General features: G+C 31.8%; 28 protein-coding genes and 1 tRNA gene. 14 read left to right on the forward strand and 15 right to left on the reverse strand.

Annotation, left to right across the window (positions count from 1 at the left end):
* Window positions 1-56 precede the first annotated feature (56 nt).
* A complete protein-coding gene (locus BTO05_RS12600) occupies window positions 57-374 on the forward strand; it encodes a DUF3467 domain-containing protein (RefSeq protein WP_087493010.1) in 318 nt (105 codons plus the stop codon).
* A gap of 224 nt (window positions 375-598) precedes the next feature.
* Here the strand turns inward: BTO05_RS12600 and BTO05_RS12605 are convergent, their stop codons facing one another.
* On the reverse strand, window positions 599-2,188 hold the full coding sequence (locus tag BTO05_RS12605; protein ID WP_087493011.1) for a peptide chain release factor 3: 1,590 nt from the start codon (window positions 2,186-2,188) through the stop codon (window positions 599-601).
* Window positions 2,189-2,354: 166 nt separating this feature from the next.
* Here BTO05_RS12605 and BTO05_RS12610 point away from each other — a divergent pair, with 166 nt between their 5' ends.
* The 6 genes from BTO05_RS12610 (at window position 2,355) to BTO05_RS12635 (ending at window position 5,213) form a co-directional block, all read left to right on the forward strand.
* Window positions 2,355-2,738, forward strand: coding sequence for an OmpA family protein (locus tag BTO05_RS12610; RefSeq protein WP_232459739.1), 384 nt, complete (start codon window positions 2,355-2,357; stop codon window positions 2,736-2,738).
* A gap of 104 nt (window positions 2,739-2,842) precedes the next feature.
* Entirely contained in the window at window positions 2,843-3,364 is a 522-nt protein-coding gene (idi, locus tag BTO05_RS12615) for an isopentenyl-diphosphate Delta-isomerase (protein ID WP_087493013.1), read from the forward strand.
* Window positions 3,364-3,774: a 6-pyruvoyl trahydropterin synthase family protein gene (locus BTO05_RS12620; RefSeq protein ID WP_087493014.1), complete on the forward strand. Its 411-nt coding sequence runs from the start codon at window positions 3,364-3,366 to the stop codon at window positions 3,772-3,774. The genes idi and BTO05_RS12620 overlap by 1 nt, the downstream gene beginning before the upstream one ends.
* 2 nt (window positions 3,775-3,776) lie before the next feature.
* Window positions 3,777-4,748, forward strand: coding sequence for a type I phosphomannose isomerase catalytic subunit (locus BTO05_RS12625; RefSeq protein ID WP_087493015.1), 972 nt, complete (start codon window positions 3,777-3,779; stop codon window positions 4,746-4,748).
* A 72-nt stretch (window positions 4,749-4,820) separates the two neighbouring features.
* On the forward strand, window positions 4,821-5,090 hold the full coding sequence (locus BTO05_RS12630; protein ID WP_087493016.1) for a hypothetical protein: 270 nt from the start codon (window positions 4,821-4,823) through the stop codon (window positions 5,088-5,090).
* A 49-nt stretch (window positions 5,091-5,139) separates the two neighbouring features.
* A tRNA-Thr gene (locus tag BTO05_RS12635) sits at window positions 5,140-5,213 on the forward strand.
* Between the two features lie 190 nt (window positions 5,214-5,403).
* Here the strand turns inward: BTO05_RS12635 and BTO05_RS12640 are convergent.
* From BTO05_RS12640 to BTO05_RS12680, 10 genes are all read right to left on the reverse strand, one after another.
* Window positions 5,404-6,126, reverse strand: a complete 723-nt coding sequence (locus tag BTO05_RS12640; RefSeq protein ID WP_087493017.1) for a DUF4369 domain-containing protein — start codon at window positions 6,124-6,126, stop codon at window positions 5,404-5,406.
* 51 nt (window positions 6,127-6,177) lie between these two features.
* Window positions 6,178-7,437: a DUF819 domain-containing protein gene (locus tag BTO05_RS12645; RefSeq protein ID WP_087493361.1), complete on the reverse strand. Its 1,260-nt coding sequence runs from the start codon at window positions 7,435-7,437 to the stop codon at window positions 6,178-6,180.
* A gap of 550 nt (window positions 7,438-7,987) precedes the next feature.
* Complete coding sequence (locus BTO05_RS12650; RefSeq protein WP_087493018.1) at window positions 7,988-8,155, reverse strand: Arc family DNA binding domain-containing protein; 168 nt, start codon at window positions 8,153-8,155, stop codon at window positions 7,988-7,990.
* Window positions 8,148-8,639, reverse strand: coding sequence for a hypothetical protein (locus BTO05_RS14160; protein WP_198295232.1), 492 nt, complete (start codon window positions 8,637-8,639; stop codon window positions 8,148-8,150). Before BTO05_RS14160 ends, BTO05_RS12650 begins: the two co-directional genes overlap by 8 nt.
* A gap of 1 nt (window position 8,640) precedes the next feature.
* Entirely contained in the window at window positions 8,641-8,793 is a 153-nt protein-coding gene (locus BTO05_RS14040) for a DUF4177 domain-containing protein (RefSeq protein WP_157662588.1), read from the reverse strand.
* A gap of 1 nt (window position 8,794) precedes the next feature.
* A complete protein-coding gene (locus BTO05_RS12660; protein ID WP_087493019.1) occupies window positions 8,795-9,283 on the reverse strand; it encodes a hypothetical protein in 489 nt (162 codons plus the stop codon).
* Window positions 9,270-9,455 (reverse strand): hypothetical protein, encoded by a 186-nt coding sequence (locus BTO05_RS12665; protein ID WP_087493020.1) that lies wholly within the window; start codon window positions 9,453-9,455, stop codon window positions 9,270-9,272. Before BTO05_RS12665 ends, BTO05_RS12660 begins: the two co-directional genes overlap by 14 nt.
* A 3-nt stretch (window positions 9,456-9,458) precedes the next feature.
* Window positions 9,459-10,319: an SPFH domain-containing protein gene (locus BTO05_RS12670; RefSeq protein WP_087493021.1), complete on the reverse strand. Its 861-nt coding sequence runs from the start codon at window positions 10,317-10,319 to the stop codon at window positions 9,459-9,461.
* A 292-nt stretch (window positions 10,320-10,611) separates the two neighbouring features.
* Window positions 10,612-11,547 (reverse strand): alpha/beta hydrolase family protein, encoded by a 936-nt coding sequence (locus BTO05_RS12675; protein ID WP_087493022.1) that lies wholly within the window; start codon window positions 11,545-11,547, stop codon window positions 10,612-10,614.
* Between the two features lie 374 nt (window positions 11,548-11,921).
* Window positions 11,922-12,521, reverse strand: coding sequence for an alpha-ketoglutarate-dependent dioxygenase AlkB family protein (locus tag BTO05_RS12680; protein ID WP_087493023.1), 600 nt, complete (start codon window positions 12,519-12,521; stop codon window positions 11,922-11,924).
* Window positions 12,522-12,547: 26 nt separating this feature from the next.
* On the opposite strand from BTO05_RS12680, the gene BTO05_RS12685 reads away from it, so the two are divergent.
* Complete coding sequence (locus BTO05_RS12685; protein ID WP_087493024.1) at window positions 12,548-13,234, forward strand: M15 family metallopeptidase; 687 nt, start codon at window positions 12,548-12,550, stop codon at window positions 13,232-13,234.
* On the opposite strand, the gene BTO05_RS12690 is transcribed toward BTO05_RS12685, so the two are convergent.
* Window positions 13,231-14,214 (reverse strand): hypothetical protein, encoded by a 984-nt coding sequence (locus BTO05_RS12690; RefSeq protein WP_087493025.1) that lies wholly within the window; start codon window positions 14,212-14,214, stop codon window positions 13,231-13,233. The genes BTO05_RS12685 and BTO05_RS12690 overlap by 4 nt on opposite strands.
* Before the next feature lie 83 nt (window positions 14,215-14,297).
* Window positions 14,298-14,651 (reverse strand): DUF6249 domain-containing protein, encoded by a 354-nt coding sequence (locus BTO05_RS12695; protein WP_087493026.1) that lies wholly within the window; start codon window positions 14,649-14,651, stop codon window positions 14,298-14,300.
* A 150-nt stretch (window positions 14,652-14,801) separates the two neighbouring features.
* On the opposite strand from BTO05_RS12695, the gene BTO05_RS12700 reads away from it, so the two are divergent.
* Both BTO05_RS12700 and BTO05_RS12705 read left to right on the forward strand, forming a co-directional pair.
* Window positions 14,802-15,380, forward strand: coding sequence for an RNA polymerase sigma factor (locus BTO05_RS12700; RefSeq protein ID WP_087493027.1), 579 nt, complete (start codon window positions 14,802-14,804; stop codon window positions 15,378-15,380).
* Window positions 15,370-15,768: a hypothetical protein gene (locus BTO05_RS12705; RefSeq protein ID WP_087493028.1), complete on the forward strand. Its 399-nt coding sequence runs from the start codon at window positions 15,370-15,372 to the stop codon at window positions 15,766-15,768. Before BTO05_RS12700 ends, BTO05_RS12705 begins: the two co-directional genes overlap by 11 nt.
* On the opposite strand, the gene BTO05_RS12710 is transcribed toward BTO05_RS12705, so the two are convergent.
* Window positions 15,765-17,090, reverse strand: coding sequence for a hypothetical protein (locus BTO05_RS12710; protein ID WP_087493029.1), 1,326 nt, complete (start codon window positions 17,088-17,090; stop codon window positions 15,765-15,767). The genes BTO05_RS12705 and BTO05_RS12710 overlap by 4 nt on opposite strands.
* A 121-nt stretch (window positions 17,091-17,211) precedes the next feature.
* Between BTO05_RS12710 and BTO05_RS12715 the strand changes: the two genes are divergently transcribed.
* From BTO05_RS12715 to BTO05_RS12730, 4 genes are read left to right on the forward strand one after another with little or no spacing between them, the layout of a single operon-like run.
* Complete coding sequence (locus tag BTO05_RS12715) at window positions 17,212-17,760, forward strand: RNA polymerase sigma factor (RefSeq protein ID WP_087493030.1); 549 nt, start codon at window positions 17,212-17,214, stop codon at window positions 17,758-17,760.
* On the forward strand, window positions 17,744-18,268 hold the full coding sequence (locus BTO05_RS12720; RefSeq protein WP_087493031.1) for a hypothetical protein: 525 nt from the start codon (window positions 17,744-17,746) through the stop codon (window positions 18,266-18,268). Before BTO05_RS12715 ends, BTO05_RS12720 begins: the two co-directional genes overlap by 17 nt.
* A complete protein-coding gene (locus tag BTO05_RS12725; RefSeq protein ID WP_157662589.1) occupies window positions 18,252-19,448 on the forward strand; it encodes a hypothetical protein in 1,197 nt (398 codons plus the stop codon). The genes BTO05_RS12720 and BTO05_RS12725 overlap by 17 nt, the downstream gene beginning before the upstream one ends.
* 3 nt (window positions 19,449-19,451) lie before the next feature.
* Window positions 19,452-20,099: a hypothetical protein gene (locus BTO05_RS12730; protein WP_087493033.1), complete on the forward strand. Its 648-nt coding sequence runs from the start codon at window positions 19,452-19,454 to the stop codon at window positions 20,097-20,099.
* 38 nt (window positions 20,100-20,137) lie between these two features.
* On the opposite strand, the gene BTO05_RS12735 is transcribed toward BTO05_RS12730, so the two are convergent.
* Window positions 20,138-21,373 carry a DEAD/DEAH box helicase gene (locus tag BTO05_RS12735; protein WP_087493034.1) on the reverse strand — a complete coding sequence of 412 codons (1,236 nt, stop codon included), beginning with the start codon at window positions 21,371-21,373 and terminating at the stop codon, window positions 20,138-20,140.
* Window positions 21,374-21,415 lie beyond the last annotated feature (42 nt).

Genomic DNA, 21,415 nt, shown 5'->3' on the forward strand with positions numbered 1-21,415 from the left:
TCTATTAAGTTTGAAGGCTTTTTAAATTTTTGATAATAACTAAAATAATATAGAAAATGGCAGACGATAAAAAACAACCAAAACAAGGACAAATAAATATAGAGTTAGACGCATCAGTTGCTGAAGGTACTTACTCTAATTTGGCAATAATAAATCACTCAGTTTCTGAGTTCGTAGTAGATTTTGTAAATATTATGCCAGGTGTACCAAAAAATAAAGTCAAATCTCGTATAATATTAACACCTCAACATGCCAAGCGTTTAGTAAAAGCCTTAAGTGAAAATGTTAAGCGTTTTGAAAAAGCACATGGTCCAATTAAAGATTATGAGCAACCACAAATGCCAATTAATTTTGGTCCAACGGGACAAGCGTAATTTTTATATAAAAATAATTTTATCTAACAAATCCTTCAATTTTGAAGGATTTGTTAATTATTTATATATTGAATTGAATTAAAATTTATTATAAATATTATCTATAAAAAATTGATTATTTTAAGTTTAATCAAGGCTTTAATAAAAAAGTAGAATTACATGTTATTGAAAAAGTATTAAACGCTCTTAAATCGCTTAAAAAGAGTTTTAGCTACTTTTTATCTTTATTTATACTCAGAAGTATAATGAAATTTAATACTAGGATATTTTTGTTCAGTCATTTGTAATGTGAACATAGAATCAGCTAAAAATACTAATTGGTCACTTTTATCTTTTGCTAAAAAACGTTGCTTGACACGTTTGAAATCTTTAAACTCTTCACTTTTTTCATTTTCAGGTTGTACCCAACAAGCTTTATGGACATTCAAGTTTTCATAGGTACATTTTGCACCATATTCATGCTCTAGTCTATACTGTATAACTTCATATTGTAAGGCGCCAACAGTTCCTATAACTTTTCGTCCATTGAGTTCTAAAGAAAATAACTGTGCAACACCTTCATCCATAAGTTGATCAATACCCTTGTAAAGTTGCTTAGATTTCATCGGGTCAGCATTATTAATATATCTAAAATGCTCGGGCGAAAAACTTGGTACACCTTTGTAATTAATAATTTCACCTTCTGTTAAAGTGTCTCCGATTTTAAAATTCCCAGTATCTTGTAAACCGACAATATCACCTGGATAAGAGATATCTACAATCTCTTTTTTCTCAGCAAAAAATGCGTTTGGACTAGAGAATTTTAGCTTCTTATTATGGCGTACATGTAGGTAAGGTGTGTTACGCTTAAATTCTCCTGATACGACCTTTACAAATGCCAATCTATTGCGGTGATTTGGGTCCATATTGGCATGTATTTTAAATACAAATCCTGTAAATTTATCTTCGTCTGGTGCAACCAAGCGTTCTTCACTTTGTTTTGGTCTTGGCTTAGGTGCAATGTCTACAAAACAATCTAGTAATTCTCTTACCCCAAAATTATTTAATGCCGAACCAAAAAATACAGGTTGTTGATTTCCGTTTAAGTAACTTTCTTTATTAAATTCTGGATAAATACCATCAACAAGTTCGATATTATCACGCAAATCGTTAGCATGAGAGTCTCCTACCAAACGCTCTAATTCTGGCGATGATAAATCAGTAATTTCAACCGTATCTTCGATGTCTTTTTTTGGGTCTCCTGTAAAAATATTAACGTTCTTTTCCCACAAATTATAAATCCCCTTAAAGTCATAACCCATACCAATAGGAAAACTCATTGGACATACCTTAAGACCTAACTTTTGTTCGACTTCATCTAATAAATCAAAAGCATCTTTACCTTCGCGATCTAATTTGTTTATAAAAACAATCATAGGTATGTTTCGCATACGACAAACCTCTACCAATTTTTTAGTCTGTTCCTCAACACCTTTTGCAACATCAATAACAACAATAACACTATCTACAGCAGTGAGTGTTCTAAAGGTATCTTCAGCAAAATCTTTGTGACCAGGTGTGTCTAATATATTTATCTTAATGCCATTATATTCAAAGGCTAAAACAGAGGTCGCAACCGATATACCACGTTGACGCTCAATTTCCATAAAATCACTTGTAGCACCTTTTTTTATTTTATTACTTTTTACGGCGCCAGCTTCTTGTATAGCACCACCAAAAAGTAAGAGTTTTTCGGTAAGTGTTGTTTTACCTGCATCTGGGTGTGATATAATACCAAAAGTGCGTCTTCTGTTAAGTTCTGAAATAAAGCTCATAGATAATTTTATAATAATGCAAAAATATCGTTTTAAGACAAACGGATACAATTATTTTATAGTTTATTAACCTTGTGAAGTACTGTTAAACAAAATATTTATATCAGATTTAAATTTACAGAAAGAAGAAATAGTACTAGAACCTTGTGACGATTTAGCGGTTGCTTTGAAAATACCAAAGATATTTTTTGACCTGGATAAATACGATATTAAGTATGTGGCAGAGATTCAGCTTCAAAAAGTCTTAGCTATACTTAACCAATATCCAACAATGTCTATAGATATTCGTAGTCATACAGATTGTAGAGCCTCTTATGCATACAATGAAAGGTTGTCAGACAATAGAGCAAAAGCAACAAGAATGTACTTAATAGATAAAGGGGTAGCACCAAATCGATTAACAGCAAAAGGTTATGGAGAATCACAACTGGTAAATGACTGTGGTTGTGAACCTACTAATGAATCTAGTTGTTCTGAGTTAGAGCACCAAAAGAATAGACGTAGTGAATTTATTATTACAAGTATTAATGGAAAAACTTGTAATGAATAATTTTTAAGAAATTTCAAAAACTTAAAAAGTCGTTTTGTTAAAAAACGACTTTTTTTATGATATCATTATAGATTTTATTAACATTTGATTGTAATTTTGCTTTTATGATTGAAGAAAAAGTCATCTTAGTTAACGAGAAAGACGAGCAAATAGGCTTAATGCCAAAATTAGAAGCGCATGAAAAGGCGGTCTTGCATCGTGCATTTTCAGTTTTTGTATTTAATGATAAAAACGAATTAATGTTGCAGCAACGTGCTTTACACAAGTATCACTCGCCAGGATTGTGGACTAATACTTGTTGTAGTCATCAAAGAAATGGTGAAAGTAATCTACAAGCAGGAACAAGGCGATTACAAGAAGAAATGGGTTTTGTAACACCTTTAAAAGAGACGACATCTTTTATCTACAAAGCGCCATTTGATAACGGATTAACCGAGCACGAGCTAGACCATATCATGGTTGGTAATTACGAAGACGCCCCAATAATAAATCCAGAAGAAGTCGCAGATTGGAAATGGATGCCTTTAGAAGGCGTTAAGCAAGATATTGCTGACAACCCTCAATTGTACACAGCTTGGTTCAAAATCATATTCGAAAAGTTCTACGAACACATAAACATAGCCTAATGAAAGTAACCGTATGTAGACGTGCACATTTTAATGCAGCACATAGATTATATCGAAAAGATTGGAGTTTCGAAAAGAATGACCAAATATTCGGAAAGTGTAATAACCCAAACTTTCATGGACACAACTATGAATTAATAGCAGCTGTCACTGGAGATATTGACCCAGAAACAGGTTATGTTATTGATGTAAAGATTTTAAAAGACCTAATTAAGTCTGAGGTAGAAGATGCATTTGATCATAAAAATCTAAATCTTGAAGTGCCAGAGTTTCAGGATTTAAATCCTACAGCCGAAAATATTGTTGTCGTTATTTATAATAAACTAAAAGCCAAATTAGACTCTAAATTTGATTTAGAAATCACACTTTACGAAACTCCTCGTAACTTTGTGAAATATTCAGGTGAATAAGAATGCAACAAAATCTACATCCTTTAAAGTTTAGTCCTATCCTAAAAGATAAAATTTGGGGAGGCCAAAAAATTTCAAAATACCTTAACAAACCGTCTGACTCAAATCAGTTAGGAGAGAGTTGGGAGATTAGCGCTGTAGAAGGCGACACTTCTGTAGTATTTAACGGAGAGTTAAAAGGAAAATCCCTAAAACAACTTCTTGAAGAATTTAAATCTGATTTAGTCGGACATAAAAATTATGCTCAGTTTGGTAACAAATTTCCATTACTTATCAAGTTTATTGATGCAAAACAAGACTTAAGCATACAATTACACCCAAACGATAGATTAGCTGCAGAACGCCATAACTCTTTTGGTAAGACCGAAATGTGGCATGTTATGCAAGCAGATAATAATTCAAATCTAATTGTTGGTTTTAATCAAAAGGTAACACCTAAGAAATACCTTCAGCATTTAGAAAACAAAACACTTACTGAGATTTTAAATTTTGATAAAGTAAAAAAAGGAGACACTTATTTTATTGAGGTTGGTCGTGTTCACGCTATTGGTGCTGGCGTTATGCTAGCCGAAATCCAGCAGACTAGTGATATCACATATCGTGTTTACGATTGGGATAGAGTAGATGACCATGGTAATGAACGAGAGTTACACAACGACTTGGCAATCGATGCAATAGATTTTGATATGCAAGACAATTTTAGAGTACAATACAGTACCTCTAAAAATCAGTCAAACAAAATGGTCAGTTGCCAATATTTTACGACTAATTATATTCACCTTAATACTGAAGTCAAAAAACAAAACACCTTAGATTCTTTTGTGATATACATTTGCACCGAAGGTTCTGCGAAGATTACGACTGATTTTGGTATAGAAATAATTAAAAAAGGAGAAACACTTCTTTTACCAGCGGTAATCAAAAACTACAGCATACAAAGTGACAATGCCGAACTATTAGAAGTCTACGTTTAGCAACATCTTATTCGTAAAAAATCGATTAAAAATTACAGGGATTTATTACTTTTGTCGCATAAATAAAATATTATGGCAAATAAAAGAGATTTAAAGAAAGACATCAACTACGTATTAGGAGATATTATTGAAGCAGTTTACGTTTGGGAACTTGCAAATGCAGAAAAGCCAACCAAAGAGAGCGATGCAATTATAGATGAGGCTATCGTAACTTTTGACTCATTAATAGCTAAGGTAAATGATAGAAGTGCAGAAGATAAAAAAACACATTTTAAAGCTATCAATACTGAGCTTGAAACTAAAGGGCGTGAGTTGATTGAAAAAATCAATAAATTAAAATAACAATAGGTTTGCAAATTTGAATATCTAATTTAAATTTGCGCTCTGTTTTGCCGATGTAGCTCAGCTGGCTAGAGCAGCTGATTTGTAATCAGCAGGTCGTGGGTTCGAGTCCCTCCATCGGCTCTAAAATAAAAACTCCAATCGTAATTGATTGGAGTTTTTTTTATTGAATTTTAGAGGTTTCGTTTAACGTCCACTGATAAAAAATCGTTTCAATACTTCGACTTTGCTCAGTAACAGTTTTTTATCAAGCGTTAAACGAAGTTAGACTTTTAAAAATGAAAAGTCAAGCCAGTATTATGTAGAAGAAACCTTATTTAATACTATCCTGAGCTTTTTTAAAGTCAGATAATACTTTTCCTAACTTTTTACCGTAGTAGGATGCTCTGATATCTTCGGTAAGATTATTGTAGATGCTGTCTACATACTTTGCACTAGTATTTGGTATTTCGTAAAGCGCCAAGTATGGTGCGACTTCGCTATCCTTATGATTTAATGCAAAGTTAATCGTCGAGGCATATTTAAGTCTCAATAAGCGTTCAGATTGTTTGTATAGCGAATTAGTTGTGGCAGTATCGTTTTTCTTAATAGCTTCGAAGTTAGCTTCGATAAGGTCTAGATTTTTGTTTTTAAAATCTGTCATTAACTCTTGGTAGTCTTCTAATACATCTTGTTGTTTAGAGCCTTTGATTTTTGCTTCGCCAGTAAATCCTTTTAATGTGGTATTGATTTCAGTAACGCCTTTGTCTGCAAAAAACGGAATGTAATGCTCTTGCCCATCATTTTTTTGAAGCTTTAAATACAATAATACTGGTTCTTTGATATTGGCTTTAAGTTCAAAATTTGGTTCGCCTTTTACAACTACAGAGTCTAAGTCAATAATTGTAGACTTGCCGTCTTTTTGTAGATATACGACTCCTTTTTTAAGATTTTTCACATAACCTTTTAGGGTGAAGTTAGTGTCACTATCGTTGTTACAAGAAAATAATAGAGAAGCTATAATAGCTGTATATAGTAGATTTTTAATCTTAGTCATTGGTCAAAATTTTTAGCAAGGCAAATATCTCATTTTAGTTTAAAAAAACAACTAACCGCCAGCAGCAATTTGCATTAAAATTGTACAGCCAATCGCTGCTATAGTTCCGACGGCATAACCAAACACTGCTAATAAAACACCTACTGTCGCCAATGAAGGATGAAAAGCAGATGCAACAATAGGAGCAGAGGCAGCACCACCAACATTGGCTTGACTACCAACCGCCAAGAAAAAGTAAGGTGCTTTTATGATTTTTGCGACCACAATAAGTAATAACGCGTGAATGGTCATCCATATTATACCAATAAGAATAAGCCAACCGTTATCAAAAATTAAGGATAAATCCATTTTCATACCTATAGTTGCAACTAGTATATAAATAAAGACACTCCCGAATTTACTAGCGCCAGCACCTTCGTAATTTTTGGCTTTGGTATATGATAAGCCTATAGCTAGTAAGGTCGCGATACTAATCATCCAAAAGAATTCTGAGCTTAAGAATGTAAATATATTTTTTGTGGTTGAGCTCTTAATACCATCAACTAGGATTTCAAAATAAGGACCTAAATATCCTGCGCACAAATGTGCAATACTGACAGCACCAAACGCGAGCGCAGCAATAATCATAATATCTGTAAGAGAAGGATTCCTTTTTACACTTTCAGAAAATTGAGAAACTTTTTCTTTCAAATCTTCAATTGCTGAGGTGTCAGCTTTTAACCATTTATTGAAGCGATTTCTTTTTCCTATACCGATTAAAATTAATGCCATCCAAATATTTGCCACTACAATATCTACAAATACCATTCCTCCATATAGTTTTTGATTATACCCATAAATTTCGAGCATTGCGGTTTGGTTGGCACCACCACCTATCCAACTTCCAGCCAAAGTAGATAAGCCACGCCACACAGCATCTGGGCCTGTAACACCTATTAAATCTGGATTAAACAGCGCGATTAAAAGTAATGCGATTGGACCTCCAATTAAAATCCCAATTGTTCCTGCAAAAAACATAACTAAGGCTTTCCAGCCTAGATTAAATACTCCTTTTAAGTCAATACTTAGTGTCATTAATACCAAAGCTGCTGGTAATAAATAACGACTTGATACATAGTAGAGATTAGTGCCATGTTTCACAATTGAATTGTCTTTTTCTATTGTTTCCCATTCTGGTGAGATTAGCCCCAATGTTGTCAACAGGGCAGGTAGCATATATGCAACAAATAGTCCAGGTACAATTTTGTAAAACTTTGACCAGAAACCAGTTTTGAAGGATTCAGAAAAGAATACTATACCTAGAGCTAGCATTAAAAGGCCAAAAACTATTGAATCTTTTGTAAATAGAGGCGCTTTAACTATTGCTGTCGATTTTTTGCTAATAGAATTGATAAATACTTTTTTATCTTCTTTCAAAAAATCTGCTTTTTCAATCTGAATAATTCTTTTGTCAACAAAACTTTCATCAGATTTGATTTCAATATTAAAAATTATGTCAGAATCAAATACAACTTCTTTTTTAGATTTAAATTTTATTGTAGCACTATAATTATTAACTTCTACTTTAAAATTATTTACGTATTTATTTAGATTGATATCCTTAAACTTAGCAATGGAATCTAAAGTTCTTAATTCAATCTGAAACTCATTAGATTTTATGTCGTTAATCCTTACAGGTATTTCAAATTTTTTCGAACTGTTTTTATATACGCTTTCTATTATCAATTCTTGTGCAATAGAAAAATTTGAAACAAAAAACATTATAAAAAATGGTAGGATAGTTTTAAAATTTCTGTTCATAGTAGATGATTATGTATTGCAAAATACAAAAATAGAAGTACAAAAAAAGTGACTGTTACAGTCACTCTTTATCTTTTTGTTTGGGTTGGCGTTTGTGCTCTTTTAGGGTTTGCATTAACATCCACTCTAATTGACCATTAGTGCTGCGAAATTCGTCCGCAGCCCATTTTTCAATAGCTTTGAGCATATCTTCATTAATCCGTAATGCAAATGCTTTTTTCTTAGCCATGATGTTTTGGGTTATAAGTTAAAAGCACATCTTGCGCTTGTTCTTTTTTTCTTGTACCGATTAGCAGCTTTTTTCCGTTTTTTAATTCGAGTTGAATGCCAATATCGCCAGAAACATTAATAGCTCTACCTTTTGATTTGTTCCATAAAGCACCACCTTTTAATCCCCAACCACCATATTCTCCGATTGGGTCATAGGTTCTTACATGAGCGTTTTCGATTTTATTCCATTCAATTATTTTGAATTTAAGATGAAACGGGAAGAACTTATAATGGATGCCTTTTTCGTCTATTCTGGTTGTAAGTTTAAACAAGAAAATTAATCCAGAAGCCAAAATAATTCCACCAATCGTAAGAACAAATTCTGATGTAGATAAATTATCAGCTTCTTTTACAGTAACGGTTATTGGAACAATAAGACTTATAATAATTATTAGTATAAGCCATGTCTGTGTAAAGCGTTGTTCTTCTTTAAAAATTCTCATCTTATCTATTTTTATCGCGTTCTAGAATTATTAAAGTTCCAACGACTTGCTTAACTATCCAGCCTTCTCTAGCATATTGATTTAATAAATCTTCATACTTCTGTATTCGATTTCTCATACCAAGTTTTGGTACTATTACTTTATATTCTTTCATTTTATATTTTTTTTATAACGATTCTTGAATTTCTTTTTTTAAGAGCTTCAATAAAAGGCTCAAGCTGATTTTCTAACTTTCTAAAGCTAATTATCTTTTCTCTTTTTGAATTTGTAATTAATGAGACCTCATGTTCAAATTCATCTTCACTATCAATTTCAATTTTTGAAATATCAATGATTTCAATATTGTTTTTCCATTTATGTCTAAATATTAAATACAGTATTAAGCAAATAATAAAAATTAAGCCTATACTTTGTAATCCAATCGAAATATAGTCAGATATAGTTTCGGAAAAGCCCTTGATAATTTTCCTTGTTAAATTCCCAGTCAAAACAACACCGATAACAATTAACCAGCCATTGTTTTTACTGAATAATTCATTTTTAATTCGCTTCCCTTTTTTGTCAATAATATTTATTTGGTTATTCGATATTTCTAAATAACGGTCAGTTAATACAAAGCGTTCACTAGACTTATTCGTTTCCATCTTCAAATCCTTTAAATACAACGAAGGCAATTACTACTCCTATAATTATTCCGATTAAAGAACCGTAAACTGTACCCATTGTGACATTACTTGTCACAGCACCAATGGTAGTGCCAACACTCGTGCCCATTGCACTACCAATAGCAATGCTATATATTTGATTTTTATTCATCTTTTAGTGACTTAAAGTTCCTGTATTTACTACTGGAGACGCGTCTTTGTCGCCGCATAACACTACCATTAGGTTACTTACCATAGCAGCTTTGCGCTCTTCATCTAGATTGACAACATCTTTTTTGTTTAGTTCTTCAATAGCCATTTCGACCATACTTACTGCACCTTCTACAATTTTGTGTCTTGCAGCTACAATAGCTGTAGCTTGTTGACGCTTAAGCATAGCATTTGCAATTTCTTGAGCATAAGCTAAGTATCCAATACGAGCTTCGAGTACTTCGATACCTGCAATAGACAAGCGCTCATCTATTTCTTTTTCTAGAGCAGTACTCACTTCGTTAACACTAGAACGAAGTGTGATGTCTTCGTCATGACCTTCATCAGCGAAATTGTCATAAGGGTACATACTCGCTAACTTACGTACGGCAGCATCTGTTTGCACTCTAACAAAGTTTTCGTAGTTATCGACATCAAAAGCTGCTTTATATGTATTTTCTACACGCCAAACTAAAATGGTACTTATCATTACTGGATTACCTAGTTTGTCATTTACCTTTAAACGCTCACTATCAAAGTTACTAGCACGTAATGATATTTTCTTTTTTGTATAAAAAGGATTCACCCAGTAGTAACCATTCTTTTTTACAGTGCCAACATACTTTCCGAATAAAAGAAGAACTCTAGATCCGTTAGGTTGTACCATTAAAAAACCAAAAGCAATGACTAAAGCTGCTACGATACCAAATGCAGGCCATGGAGTTTCGTAGATTGGGATAAGTGCAATACTCCCAAAAAATAATATTAGGAATACAAATAACATTAGGTAACCATTTGCTGGGACGATGATTTTCTCTTCTTTCATAATTTTAGATTTAATTGGTTAATCATTTATTTTGATATTAAAATGATATCATAAAGATATAATATATTCTGTTAGTATACAAATACATTCTTTTGTTACAATTAAAAAAACTTTTTCAAGTAAAATAAAGTTTGGCACGCCATTTGCAATTATAGAAGTGTAATGATAAATGCGAGAGTCGGCTGGTTACCGACATACTACAAACGCTTTCATTACGATTGGTTGGTTAGTTAGTAAAAAAGCCGTTTCATTTGAAACGGCTTTTTTAATTGAAGATATTTTTTGAAAAGAATTACTCTTGTTTTTTAATAAATCCGACTATGGAATTAATCAATTCTGGATTGATTTTTCTAAATGATTCACCATATGATTTAGAATTTTCTAATCTATCACCTTCTATTGTAAATAAAACATGATTCATGTTATCTATAATCTTTAATTCAGCATCTGGATTTGCATTTGCTAAAAGTTTGGCTTCTTCTACAGAAACCTGTAAGTCTTTTGTGCCATTAAGGATTAGGGTCGGTGTTTTTAATTCGTTTATTAAAGTACTTGGATTGTAAGCCATCCAGGAAATCATAAATGGTTGTGTGTCTAAATTAAACATTGAAGCAAGCTCAGGCGGAAAATCTGTTGTTGTCTTGCCTGCTTTTAAATTAGATATAACCTTCTTAGTTTGATCAACAAATTGTCTTGCGGTATTATTTATTTGTTCCACAATGACATCTCCGATGTTTTGACCAGCACCAGCAATGGATATAAAACCCTTTACGCTACTATCAATTGCAAGTAGTCCGACCAAACTACCTTGGCTATGACCAGCTATGTATATGTTTGAATATTCATTTTTATCCTTAAAATATTTGACGACATCTTTTGCATCATACACAAAATCTTCAAAACGCATAGACTTAACATCGACCTTGCCAGTTTTGATTTGCTTGACGATGCGTTTATCATATCTAAAAGATGCAATATCATTTTTTGCTAATCCTTCAGCTAATTTTTTAAGATTATTACTTTTTAAAAAGTTTTGATTGCCATTACGGTTGGTTGGACCAGAGCCAGCAATGATTATAACCAAATCATTTTTACTATAACTTTTTGGAATAATTAAGCTGCCATCGATTAATTCCGAAATTTCAATCTCAGTTTCAGTGTATGTTTTTTCCTGAGCAGAAGTAAAGCTTACAAGTAGAAAAGCTAATACGTATAATATGAATTTCATGTTTTTGAATATACTTTAATAAAACAAAGATAGTTACATATTTATAAACGTTTAATGTTCGTAAAATTGTATATGAGTGAGAATTGCTGTTTGTAAAATGTGTATTTCATCGATAAAATAGTGTTTTTTACAGATAAATGTTAAAATTAAGTGTATTTCATCGATAAATAGGGTTTTTAATCGTTGTAATTAAAATACGCTATTATATTTGTGGTGTACTAAATTAGTTTTAGTTCAATGGATTAATTAATTAAATATTTGCATTATGTTGTTGGCTTTAGAGACCCTGAATCTACTAGCATAAAATCAAAGCAAATTAGGAAAACCGAGATTGAGGGATCTCGGTTTTTCATTTTTATAGACTTTTATAATTATTAATTTATAGTCCTGAATGTTAGATTAATTCGCTCTCCTATTTCTTTTTTTGTTTTTGCTATTTGATGTAACCAATGTTCTTGCATAGCACCTTTCATAATTAATAAACTACCGTGTTTAAGTGTAAGCTTATGTCTTTCATTTTTTATTCTTCGGTGTTTAAAATGGAATGGACGTTCTTCGCCAAAAGTAACAGAAGCAATTACAGGATGTTTACCCAATTCTTTCTCGTTATCTGCATGCCAACCGTTACTGTCATTTCCGTGGCGGTATAGATTTAATAAAACAGTATTAAAATGAGACTTTGCTAACTCTTCTACTTTATGTTTAATATTTGTAATTTCAGAAGTATAAGGTTCTGGATACATAGTAATACTAGAGTAAGAGTATGGTTTGTTATTCTCACTATAAAGCGCTGTTAATCTTGGCTGTTTATAGGTTTTTCCAAATATAGTAATGTCGTCTTCTTGCCAATTTGTATTATGACGGAGCGACTTAAAATGTGTGTCAGCTTCAGTCTTTGAAAAACAATTTGGTACATAAATAAGATCTGCATCTGGTAAATGAAATTCTTGTTTTTCTTCAGAAAATAAATCCATAAATATTTTTATCTAAATTAGCCAATATGAAGTTTTACAAAAATAGAGTATTTATCCTTTTTGTTGGATTAGTCTTTTTGGCAATGCAGCAAAAAAATGCGATTCCTGATAGTTTTGTAAAGGTTTCTGATGTAATTTCGGATTTAAATGTTGAGCTTAAATATTATTCAACTCATAATTTTGTTGGCGATACTATAGATGGTTATAAATCCAATACGCTTTATCTCACTAAGGCATCTGCAAAGCGCCTAAAATTGGTTCAAGATGAGTTGCAAACGCAAAACTTATGTCTTAAAGTTTATGACGGTTATAGACCGCAGCGTGCAGTCAATCATTTTGTGCGTTGGGCACGACAGATTAATGATACTTTAAAAAAGGCTGAATTTTATCCTCATGTAAACAAGCGAGATCTATTTAGAGAAGGTTATATAGCTAGTAAATCAGGACACAGTCGCGGTAGTACCGTTGACTTAACAATCACTAATGGAGAAACTGGAATTCCTTTAGATATGGGAAGCCCTTTTGATTTTTTTGGTGAACAATCTTGGGTTGATTATCCCAATATTACTGAAGAACAAAAGAAAAATCGTCAGCTTTTACAGTCAGTAATGATTAAGTATGGCTTTAGAAATTATCCCAAAGAATGGTGGCACTTTACGCTACGAGGAGAACCATTTCCAAGCACTTTTTTTGATTTTGAGATTGTGGATTAATCTTTATAAACATGTAGGTCTATACCAATACCGTAATTGTTAAGTCCTTTTTTAAATAACGAAGACTTTAAGCCATTTCCTTGTTTGAAAACTTGCCAGTTATTACCATTAATAAACACGCGTTTCACAAAAGTTTTGTGACCTTCGATTTCGTCTGTAAAAGGTAAAAGTGGTCTAAAATTAGTAGGTATTTTGACAATACCATCTCGACCCTTTATTTCTTTATATTTTTTGTTTGGCAATAGTTTGCCATTTTTATCTGTATAGCCTAAGACTTGTATCGAAATAAAAATACCATTTTCTGGCATTAATATGTCTTGTTCGGTGATGTCTAATTCATGATAATCGCCATCTTTTTCTGTAGTTCTAAAAACAATAGTTTCGGTGTTCAGATTTTTACCAGGCTTACCATTAACACTTTCATATATGTTTACTTTAAACAAAGTTGAGAATCTTTTTTTATCCTTATTAGAACGTTTACGTTTTTTCCAATCTTTAGACTCTAAAGCAATCGGGAATTTTACCTTTGCTATGCGTTTTTGTTTGCTATCATTGTTAGAAAAAAACACAGCGATTTCCGACTCAATTGTAGGTAGCCAACAATTGTAGTAATCATCGTCGAGAAAAGGCTTTATAGACTCAGTTTTATATTTTTTGTTCCTATTTACTCTAACTCCAATTATGATTTCATCGAGCTGGTCAGCTTGTGGTTGTAAGTATAACTGAGGTTTTATATCAGTCGAAGCAATAGCTAAATCTTTAAATCCCAAAGCCGAAATAAAAAGCGAGTCGATATCAGGATATAATTTTTTTGTAAATAAAAAAGTACCTGCGTCATCGGCAACAATGCCATTACCATTTCCGAAAGAAATAGAAGCATAAGATACTTCTAGTTTAGATTCTGAATCTATAATTGAAATTTGAGATTCGGCTTTTAAAACAAACACAAGGCAAATAATAAGGCTAAGTCTTTTCAGCATGAATTAAAGATACATTTTTTGCGATATAAAAAAAGCCGTTATCAATAATTATGATAACGGCTTTTAATTAGGTTGATTGATTGTTAATTGTCTAAGTCTTTTTTGGTTTGTGTGTAACCGACGTAAAGTCCAACACCAGCCATAAAAAATATCACGGCTGCCATAGCGCCTTCTTCCAGCTCAGTATAAGTATCAATAATTGCTGCGATGAATGTGCCTAAGCCAATACCCATTAAAAGAAATGCAAAGTTGATGACGACAACTTTCCAAGAAGAACCTCTTTTACCAATATTAAAAATACTAGCGTCTGCTCCTTTTTCTATAAGTGCTAAGCGTTCTTTGTTACGTGTAGAGAAATACAAGTAAATAATTCCAAAAACGACGAGGAAAAAACTAATAGGTATTAATAATTCTGCGGCGTCGTCTGATGTGCTCATAAGTAAACTGGTTGTCATAATGTTTGTTTTTTAATTGATTAATTTTAATGCGTTCATAGCTTATGACGATAGCTTTGAGATTTAGGTTACAAAAATTTTATTTTTTTTATTTCTGTAACCTAAATCAAGTATAAGTCGTCTTAGAATAAAATGGCCACTAACGACAATCAACTAATAACACGTGTCTTGGATGGAGACCATCATGCCTATGGGCAATTGGTTAACCGATACAAGGACTTGGTCTTTACTTTAGCTTTACGTATGTTAAAGCATAGAGAAGAAGCAGAGGAAGTAGCGCAAGATGCATTTATAAAGGTTTACAGGTCGTTAGATAAGTTTAAGGGCGATTCAAAGTTCTCGACATGGATATATAAGGTTACTTATAATACCTGTTTAGACAATATAAAAAAGAATAAGAAATACCTAAATAACGTGCCTATCGATGATTTTACATTTAATAAGCTAGAAACCATTGATAACGCTTTAGAAGGAATGATCAAAGCAGAGAAAACAGCGGTGATTAAACAAAGTATTAATATGTTGCCGTCTGAGGACAGCTATATTTTAACACTATATTATTTTGAAGAATTATCTTTAGAAGAAATGACAAAAATAATTGACGCTTCGTCAAATACAATAAAAGTGAAACTCTTTAGAGCTCGAAAAAAATTAGCCGTAATTTTAGAAAAGCATTTAAAGACCGAAAATATGAGTAGTTATGGAAGATAGAAAGTTGGAAGCATTTGTAGATAAGGTGATGTCAAATGATACGTTAGAAAAACCACCTATGAGTTTTACTAATGAGGTCTTAGGGAAGTTAGATATTAAGTCTAAGTCAATTACTTACGAACCATTAATTTCTAAATGGGTTTGGATTATTTTAGGTATATCGTTATCATTAATTGTAGCTTACGCCTTATTTAACCATGAAGGCTCAGATACTAGCTCAAGATTATCAGAGTTTTTGAGTTTTTCAAAAATTGAATTTAAGCCATTACAGGACATAGACTTTAATGTTTCTAAAACCTTAATTTATTCTGTAGTTGCTTTTTCTATAATGATTGGATTACAAGTACCTCTATTAAAATCTTATTTTAATAGACGTTTACAATTTTAGTTTGGGTAAAACCAGAACGGAATTCTAGAAACATATATTTCTGATGTATCTTTATTCCTAGTAATTTGTTTTCGGGTAATATTCATTAGATGTTTACCTTCTGGTAGATTTTTAATATTGATATAAGTTTCAAAACCTTTTTGACGTTTCTTATTTTTTGCTAATATAAATTCACTTTCATACAGAGTTGTATCAATTTTTACACGATATACTTCGTTTAATGTTTTCATGTATTCACGCTCTAAACTATCCACTCTAGTAAATAAATAGTTGTCATTTGTAAAACTCATTTGTGAGGTTAAGCCGCGTTTATCTTTTTCTGGTTTTAATCCTTGGTTGAATGAGAAAATATCGTCTTCTATGACGTCTCTATAAACCATAAAAATTTTAAGGTATCTATCTGTTATTACTTTTGAAGGTAATGATGCACGTTTTATAAAATCTTTATCTTCGATTGATAAATCTTCGTAGTTTGAAGAATTACCAATTATTGAATTAGAACTATAATTACGATTAAAGTAGTTCGAATTCATATTTGTAAAAGATGAGCTAAAAAGTATTAATATATATGCGGGTAGTAATGCTAGTATAATGCGTTTTCCAAACTTGTTATCCAAAAAATTATAGACAATTGGGCGATATAAAAACGAAAGTGTTACAAAACTAAACACCCAATAAAAAGGGAAATATATTTTGCTTAACCACTGTTTCTTCTTTAACCAACCTTGAGTAGCAAAGTCTATAAAAGTTAAAATCATTCCAAAAGCTATAAAAACAATCAAGGGAATGCCTATTATTTTTGCAATTGTGCCACCAAATACCTCTCCATTAAGAAAGATGCGGATAATAGCCATAATACAAATTATGGTAAAAGCTAGTGCTAAAACATAGAAAATTAATAAAAATGAAATAGCAAAAATAATACTACAGTAAGTCTCTAGTTTTGAAATGTATTTGTCAAAAGAGCCAACTTTATTTTTAAGATGTTTAGTGAATTTTGGGCTGTATTTTAAATATTCATAATCTATATCCCCAGAAACATAACGCAACCCTAAAGCACCTATCCATAAACCTCTTAAAACAACATGGAGCAATAAATTAAATAATAAAATCAAACAAGAGATATAGCCAATCATTAATATGGCAAACGCATATGGATTATCGTTAATCTGTGTTTCGGTGAGCAGGACTTGAAACTTTGGATAAGCAGAAAATAAACCAAATATTGCAAAACCAGAAATTAGTAATTCTAACTGCCAGCTTTCTTCTTGTAGTCTTTGCAGTAGCTTTTTAAAAGCAGGATTATTGTAGTCGTTGCTCATTTGTAAAGGTATATTAGATCTTAAATTTAGTAATATTGAAATTAAAAATAGATTTTTTTAATCATTTTGAAACCTTCAAGAATTTTTCACGTTTTTATAAGTAGACAAGCTAACCAAACTAATGCAAAATAAAGTCAATCAATTAATTAAAAAATGTAAGCGCGGTAATCAAGTAGCCCAAATGCAGATTTATGATAGTTATTGTAATGCAATGTATAATGTGGCTTTACGGTATTTAAAAAACGAAGAAGACGCTAAGGATGTTATGCAAGAAGGGTTTTTAAAAGCGTTTTTAAATATTGAATACTATGAAGAAACTGCAACATTTGGGAGTTGGTTAAAGCGAATAATTATCAATAAATGTATCGATATGATACGGAAACATCAATTTGATACCAAATCCTTAGAAAACGAAAATTTGCACATTGTAGATGACAATGATTGGCAATTTGAATCTTCAATAACAAAAGAACAAATTGTAAAAACGATAAAACAATTACCAGAAAAATACAGATTGGTCATTACGCTTTACCTAATAGAAGGTTATGACCACGAAGAGATATCGCAAATACTAGATATCGCCATAAAAACATCAAGAACACAATTGCGTCGAGCAAAATTACAATTACAAGAGCAATTAAAAACACAATACAATGAAGCGAGATATTAGAGAGTTATTTGAAAAAGAAGATTTGGAAGCAACGCAGAGCCTAGCAAAAAATCACCGTAAAGAATTTTTACAAAAATTAGAATCTGAAGCATCTAATAAATCTCTCAAACCTAAAAATCTAATTTTAAAAATCGCAGCCATATTTATAATCGCATTAATGGTTGGATATTTCGTAATTAATAAAGACGAAGCTGAAGAAATCTCACCATTAGTCGCGCAAATTGAGGCAGTAGAAATGGAATATCTAGAAAGTATTCAGGCTGAGTGGATAAACTTCATTAAGCTTACTGATGATGAAAATTTGGTAAAACGCTACGAAAAAAGACTCAACGATTTAGATTATGATTATCAAGTAACTTCAGAAAACTTTAAAAAAGACCCTAATAATATTCTAGTAGTAGAGAGCTTAATAACCAATCTTCAAACAAGATTGCAATTACTCAAAGACATACAGAAGCATATCAAGATATTAAATCAAAAAAACGAACAAAATGAGAATACTATTTAAAATGGCTTTACTGATGCTCATCACATCTGTAAACTTAAATGCACAAGATTTTAGAAAAATAAGTTCTAAATCTATACCTGCGACAAAGGATATGAGTGTCATATTTAACTTAAAGAATACTACCGTTAGGATTGAGGAGTCTACTGACGGTAAAATTCATTACAATTATTCAATGGAATTTACTGGCTACACAAAAAAACAAATAGCCGAAACATTAAAAAAAGTAACTATAAAAACAGCTCATTCTAAAAACCATATGACTTTAGAAGTAGATAGTGATAAGGTGATACAGTTACTTAACTATTCAGTAGATGATGTTGATGAGTTGATGTTTAGACCAAAAAAATCGAGCTATTTCAACAAGAGTTCAAGCGATACTATTGTTAGAGTGTCTAAAGATTCCATGTTACAAGCGGTTCGTCGAAATAGAAATTCCAATCCTAAGCAGTTTCTGCAGCAGTTTACTTTTTTCAAAGGAAATGACAGAAATAACATGTTCAATGAAGTAAGTAGTAAACGTGTTGATATTATGAAGAGTAAATTTGTAATAAAAATTCCACCGTTTATTAAGCTAAATATTAATGCAGATAATTCTAATATCTACTTTAATGGAGAAATTCAGAATGAGTTATCTATAAACCAAACTAAAGGAAAGCTTAAAGTTGAAGAACTTAGAAATGCTTACAATAATATTATTTTGAATAATGTACTTTCTTTTGAGGCTCAAAATATAGTTGGTGGTAATTACAAACTTAAGAGCTTATATCATTCTAATATAGTAGCAATATCTAGTGTAAAAGTAGAATCAGAATTCTCTAAAATTAAGTTTGGAGAAATAGGAAGAGCTACAACTATCACAGATTTTAATAGCGAATATTGGTTTTACAATTGGTCTAATGATTTTGAGCGTTTCAATTTGTATTCAGAATATTCTAAAATTCACCTTTTTTATCCAAAAGCTAACCATAGTCTAAGTGCTATAGGAAACAATACCAAAATGTTGTTGGGTAATGGTGATTTTGAAGTCGAAATGCAACCAACACGCAACGGTGAAAAATTTACAATGATGACAAAAGGTGCCAAAGACGAAACCAAGCCAGTTAATGAAATCTATTTCGATATTGTACATGGCATCATCTTCACTCACGAGGATTCGATCAAACAAATAAATAAAGACTAAATCATGAAAAAATTACAAGTATTAGCTGTCGCATTAATTTGCTTCAGCGGTTTAAAAGCACAAGAAAGTCAAACTCTTCAAGTCGATTTTAATTCTGCATCAGACCTAAAAATGGAAACTGAATATTCTTCGGATAATTATGAACTTAGTGATATTCTCGATTTTGAGGGAATTGATTATATGAAAGTAAATTTTACAGGAAAGCAGTTAAAAGGGAAAGCATATAAAATCACTGTTAAGGAAATATGGAATGGAAAAGTAAAGTCTGAATCTGTGGTTGTTGATAGTAAAAACTTAGGATTACCTCAATTTGCAACTCTTAAAACGGAGGAATTTAAAATGCGAGTACTATCAAAACATACTAAAGACAATAAGCTACAAATGAAATTTAAATTTCCACGCTTTAGTACTAATGTAGAATATAAGGCCATTAAGTCAAATGACTACAGTCTTAGAAACATAGCTGATGAAAGTGAGTTAGAATTAAAATATAATGAAGCTTTCTATCTACTAGCATACATTTTACCATACGAACGAGAAGACGGTTCAAAGTCTTGGTGCGAAGTCGGCACCTCAGGAAAGAATTTAGAAAATTGGGGTAAAAAATTTGGTATTAAACACTACCTACTTTTTGAAATGAAGTTTGAGTAATTATACTTAAATGTTTTATTAATAAAAGAAGCATTGAATTAATACCAACGCTTCTTTTTCTTTTTAGCGCCAGCGCCTTTTCGACCTTTTTTATACTTGCTGCCTTGTTTTTTGTGAACAATTGGTTTTGCTTTTGGGTCTAGAGGATATGGATGTTCTTCTTCGATAGGTATTTGAACATTTATTGATGACTGAATATTTTTAATATAGTTTTTTTCATCTGCAGAGCATAGTGAATATGCTGTTCCGATATTACCAGCACGACCCGTACGACCGATGCGATGTACATAGGTTTCTGGTACATTAGGTAAATCAAAATTTACAACAGCATCAAGTTCGTTAATATCAATGCCACGAGCGGCAACATCAGTAGCTATAAGGATATTTACATAACCGTTTTTAAATTTGTTAAGTGCATTTTGTCGGTCAGTTTGTGATTTGTCGCCATGAATACTATCTACTTTATAACCGTTTTTGAGTAATGTTTTTTCAAGCTTATCAACACCAAATTTAGTACGCCTAAAAATTAGAATACTTCCTTTGATAGTATTTCTCAATAAGTGCAAACACAACTCAATCTTGTTACGCTTAGGTACGTAGTATAAAATCTGACTAATATCACTTGCAATAGATTTATTTGGTGTGACGTCAATACGCTGAGGTTCATTTAAGATTGAGCTTGCTAACTGTTCAACTTTATAGGGTATTGTAGCAGAAAAAAGTAATACTTGTTTGGTCTCAGGACACAAACGTTCAATTTTTTTGACATCATCAATAAATCCCATGTCTAGCATTAAGTCGGCTTCGTCTAATACAAAAGTTTCTATATAGTCAAGATTAACGTAATCCTGTTTGTGTAAATCTAACAAACGTCCAGGTGTAGCTATCAAAATATCAATGCCCTTCTTTAAGATGTCAATTTGTGGTTCAATTGATGTACCTCCAAATAATACTGCTGTGCGTAAGTTGGTGTATTTGGCGTAAGTTTTAAAATTTTCGTTAATCTGTACAGCCAATTCTCTTGTTGGACTTACGATTAAAGCACGTATTTTTTTACCACGTTTTGGAGCATCTTGTTTATCAAATAGTAATTGTAAAATGGGTAAAGCAAAACCAGCTGTTTTTCCTGTACCAGTTTGCGCGGATGCTATGACATCTTTTCTTTCTAATATAGCAGGAATACAACGTTGCTGAATTAGCGTTGGCTCATCATAACCAGAATCTGCAACGGCTCTTAAAAGCGGCTTAATAATTTGTAAGTCTTTGAATGACATTTATAAATATTTGCCACAAAGGTAGTTTAAAAATATTGAGAT

Source organism: Winogradskyella sp. PC-19 (assembly GCF_002163855.1).
In the GTDB taxonomy this organism is placed as follows: Bacteria; Bacteroidota; Bacteroidia; order Flavobacteriales; family Flavobacteriaceae; genus Winogradskyella.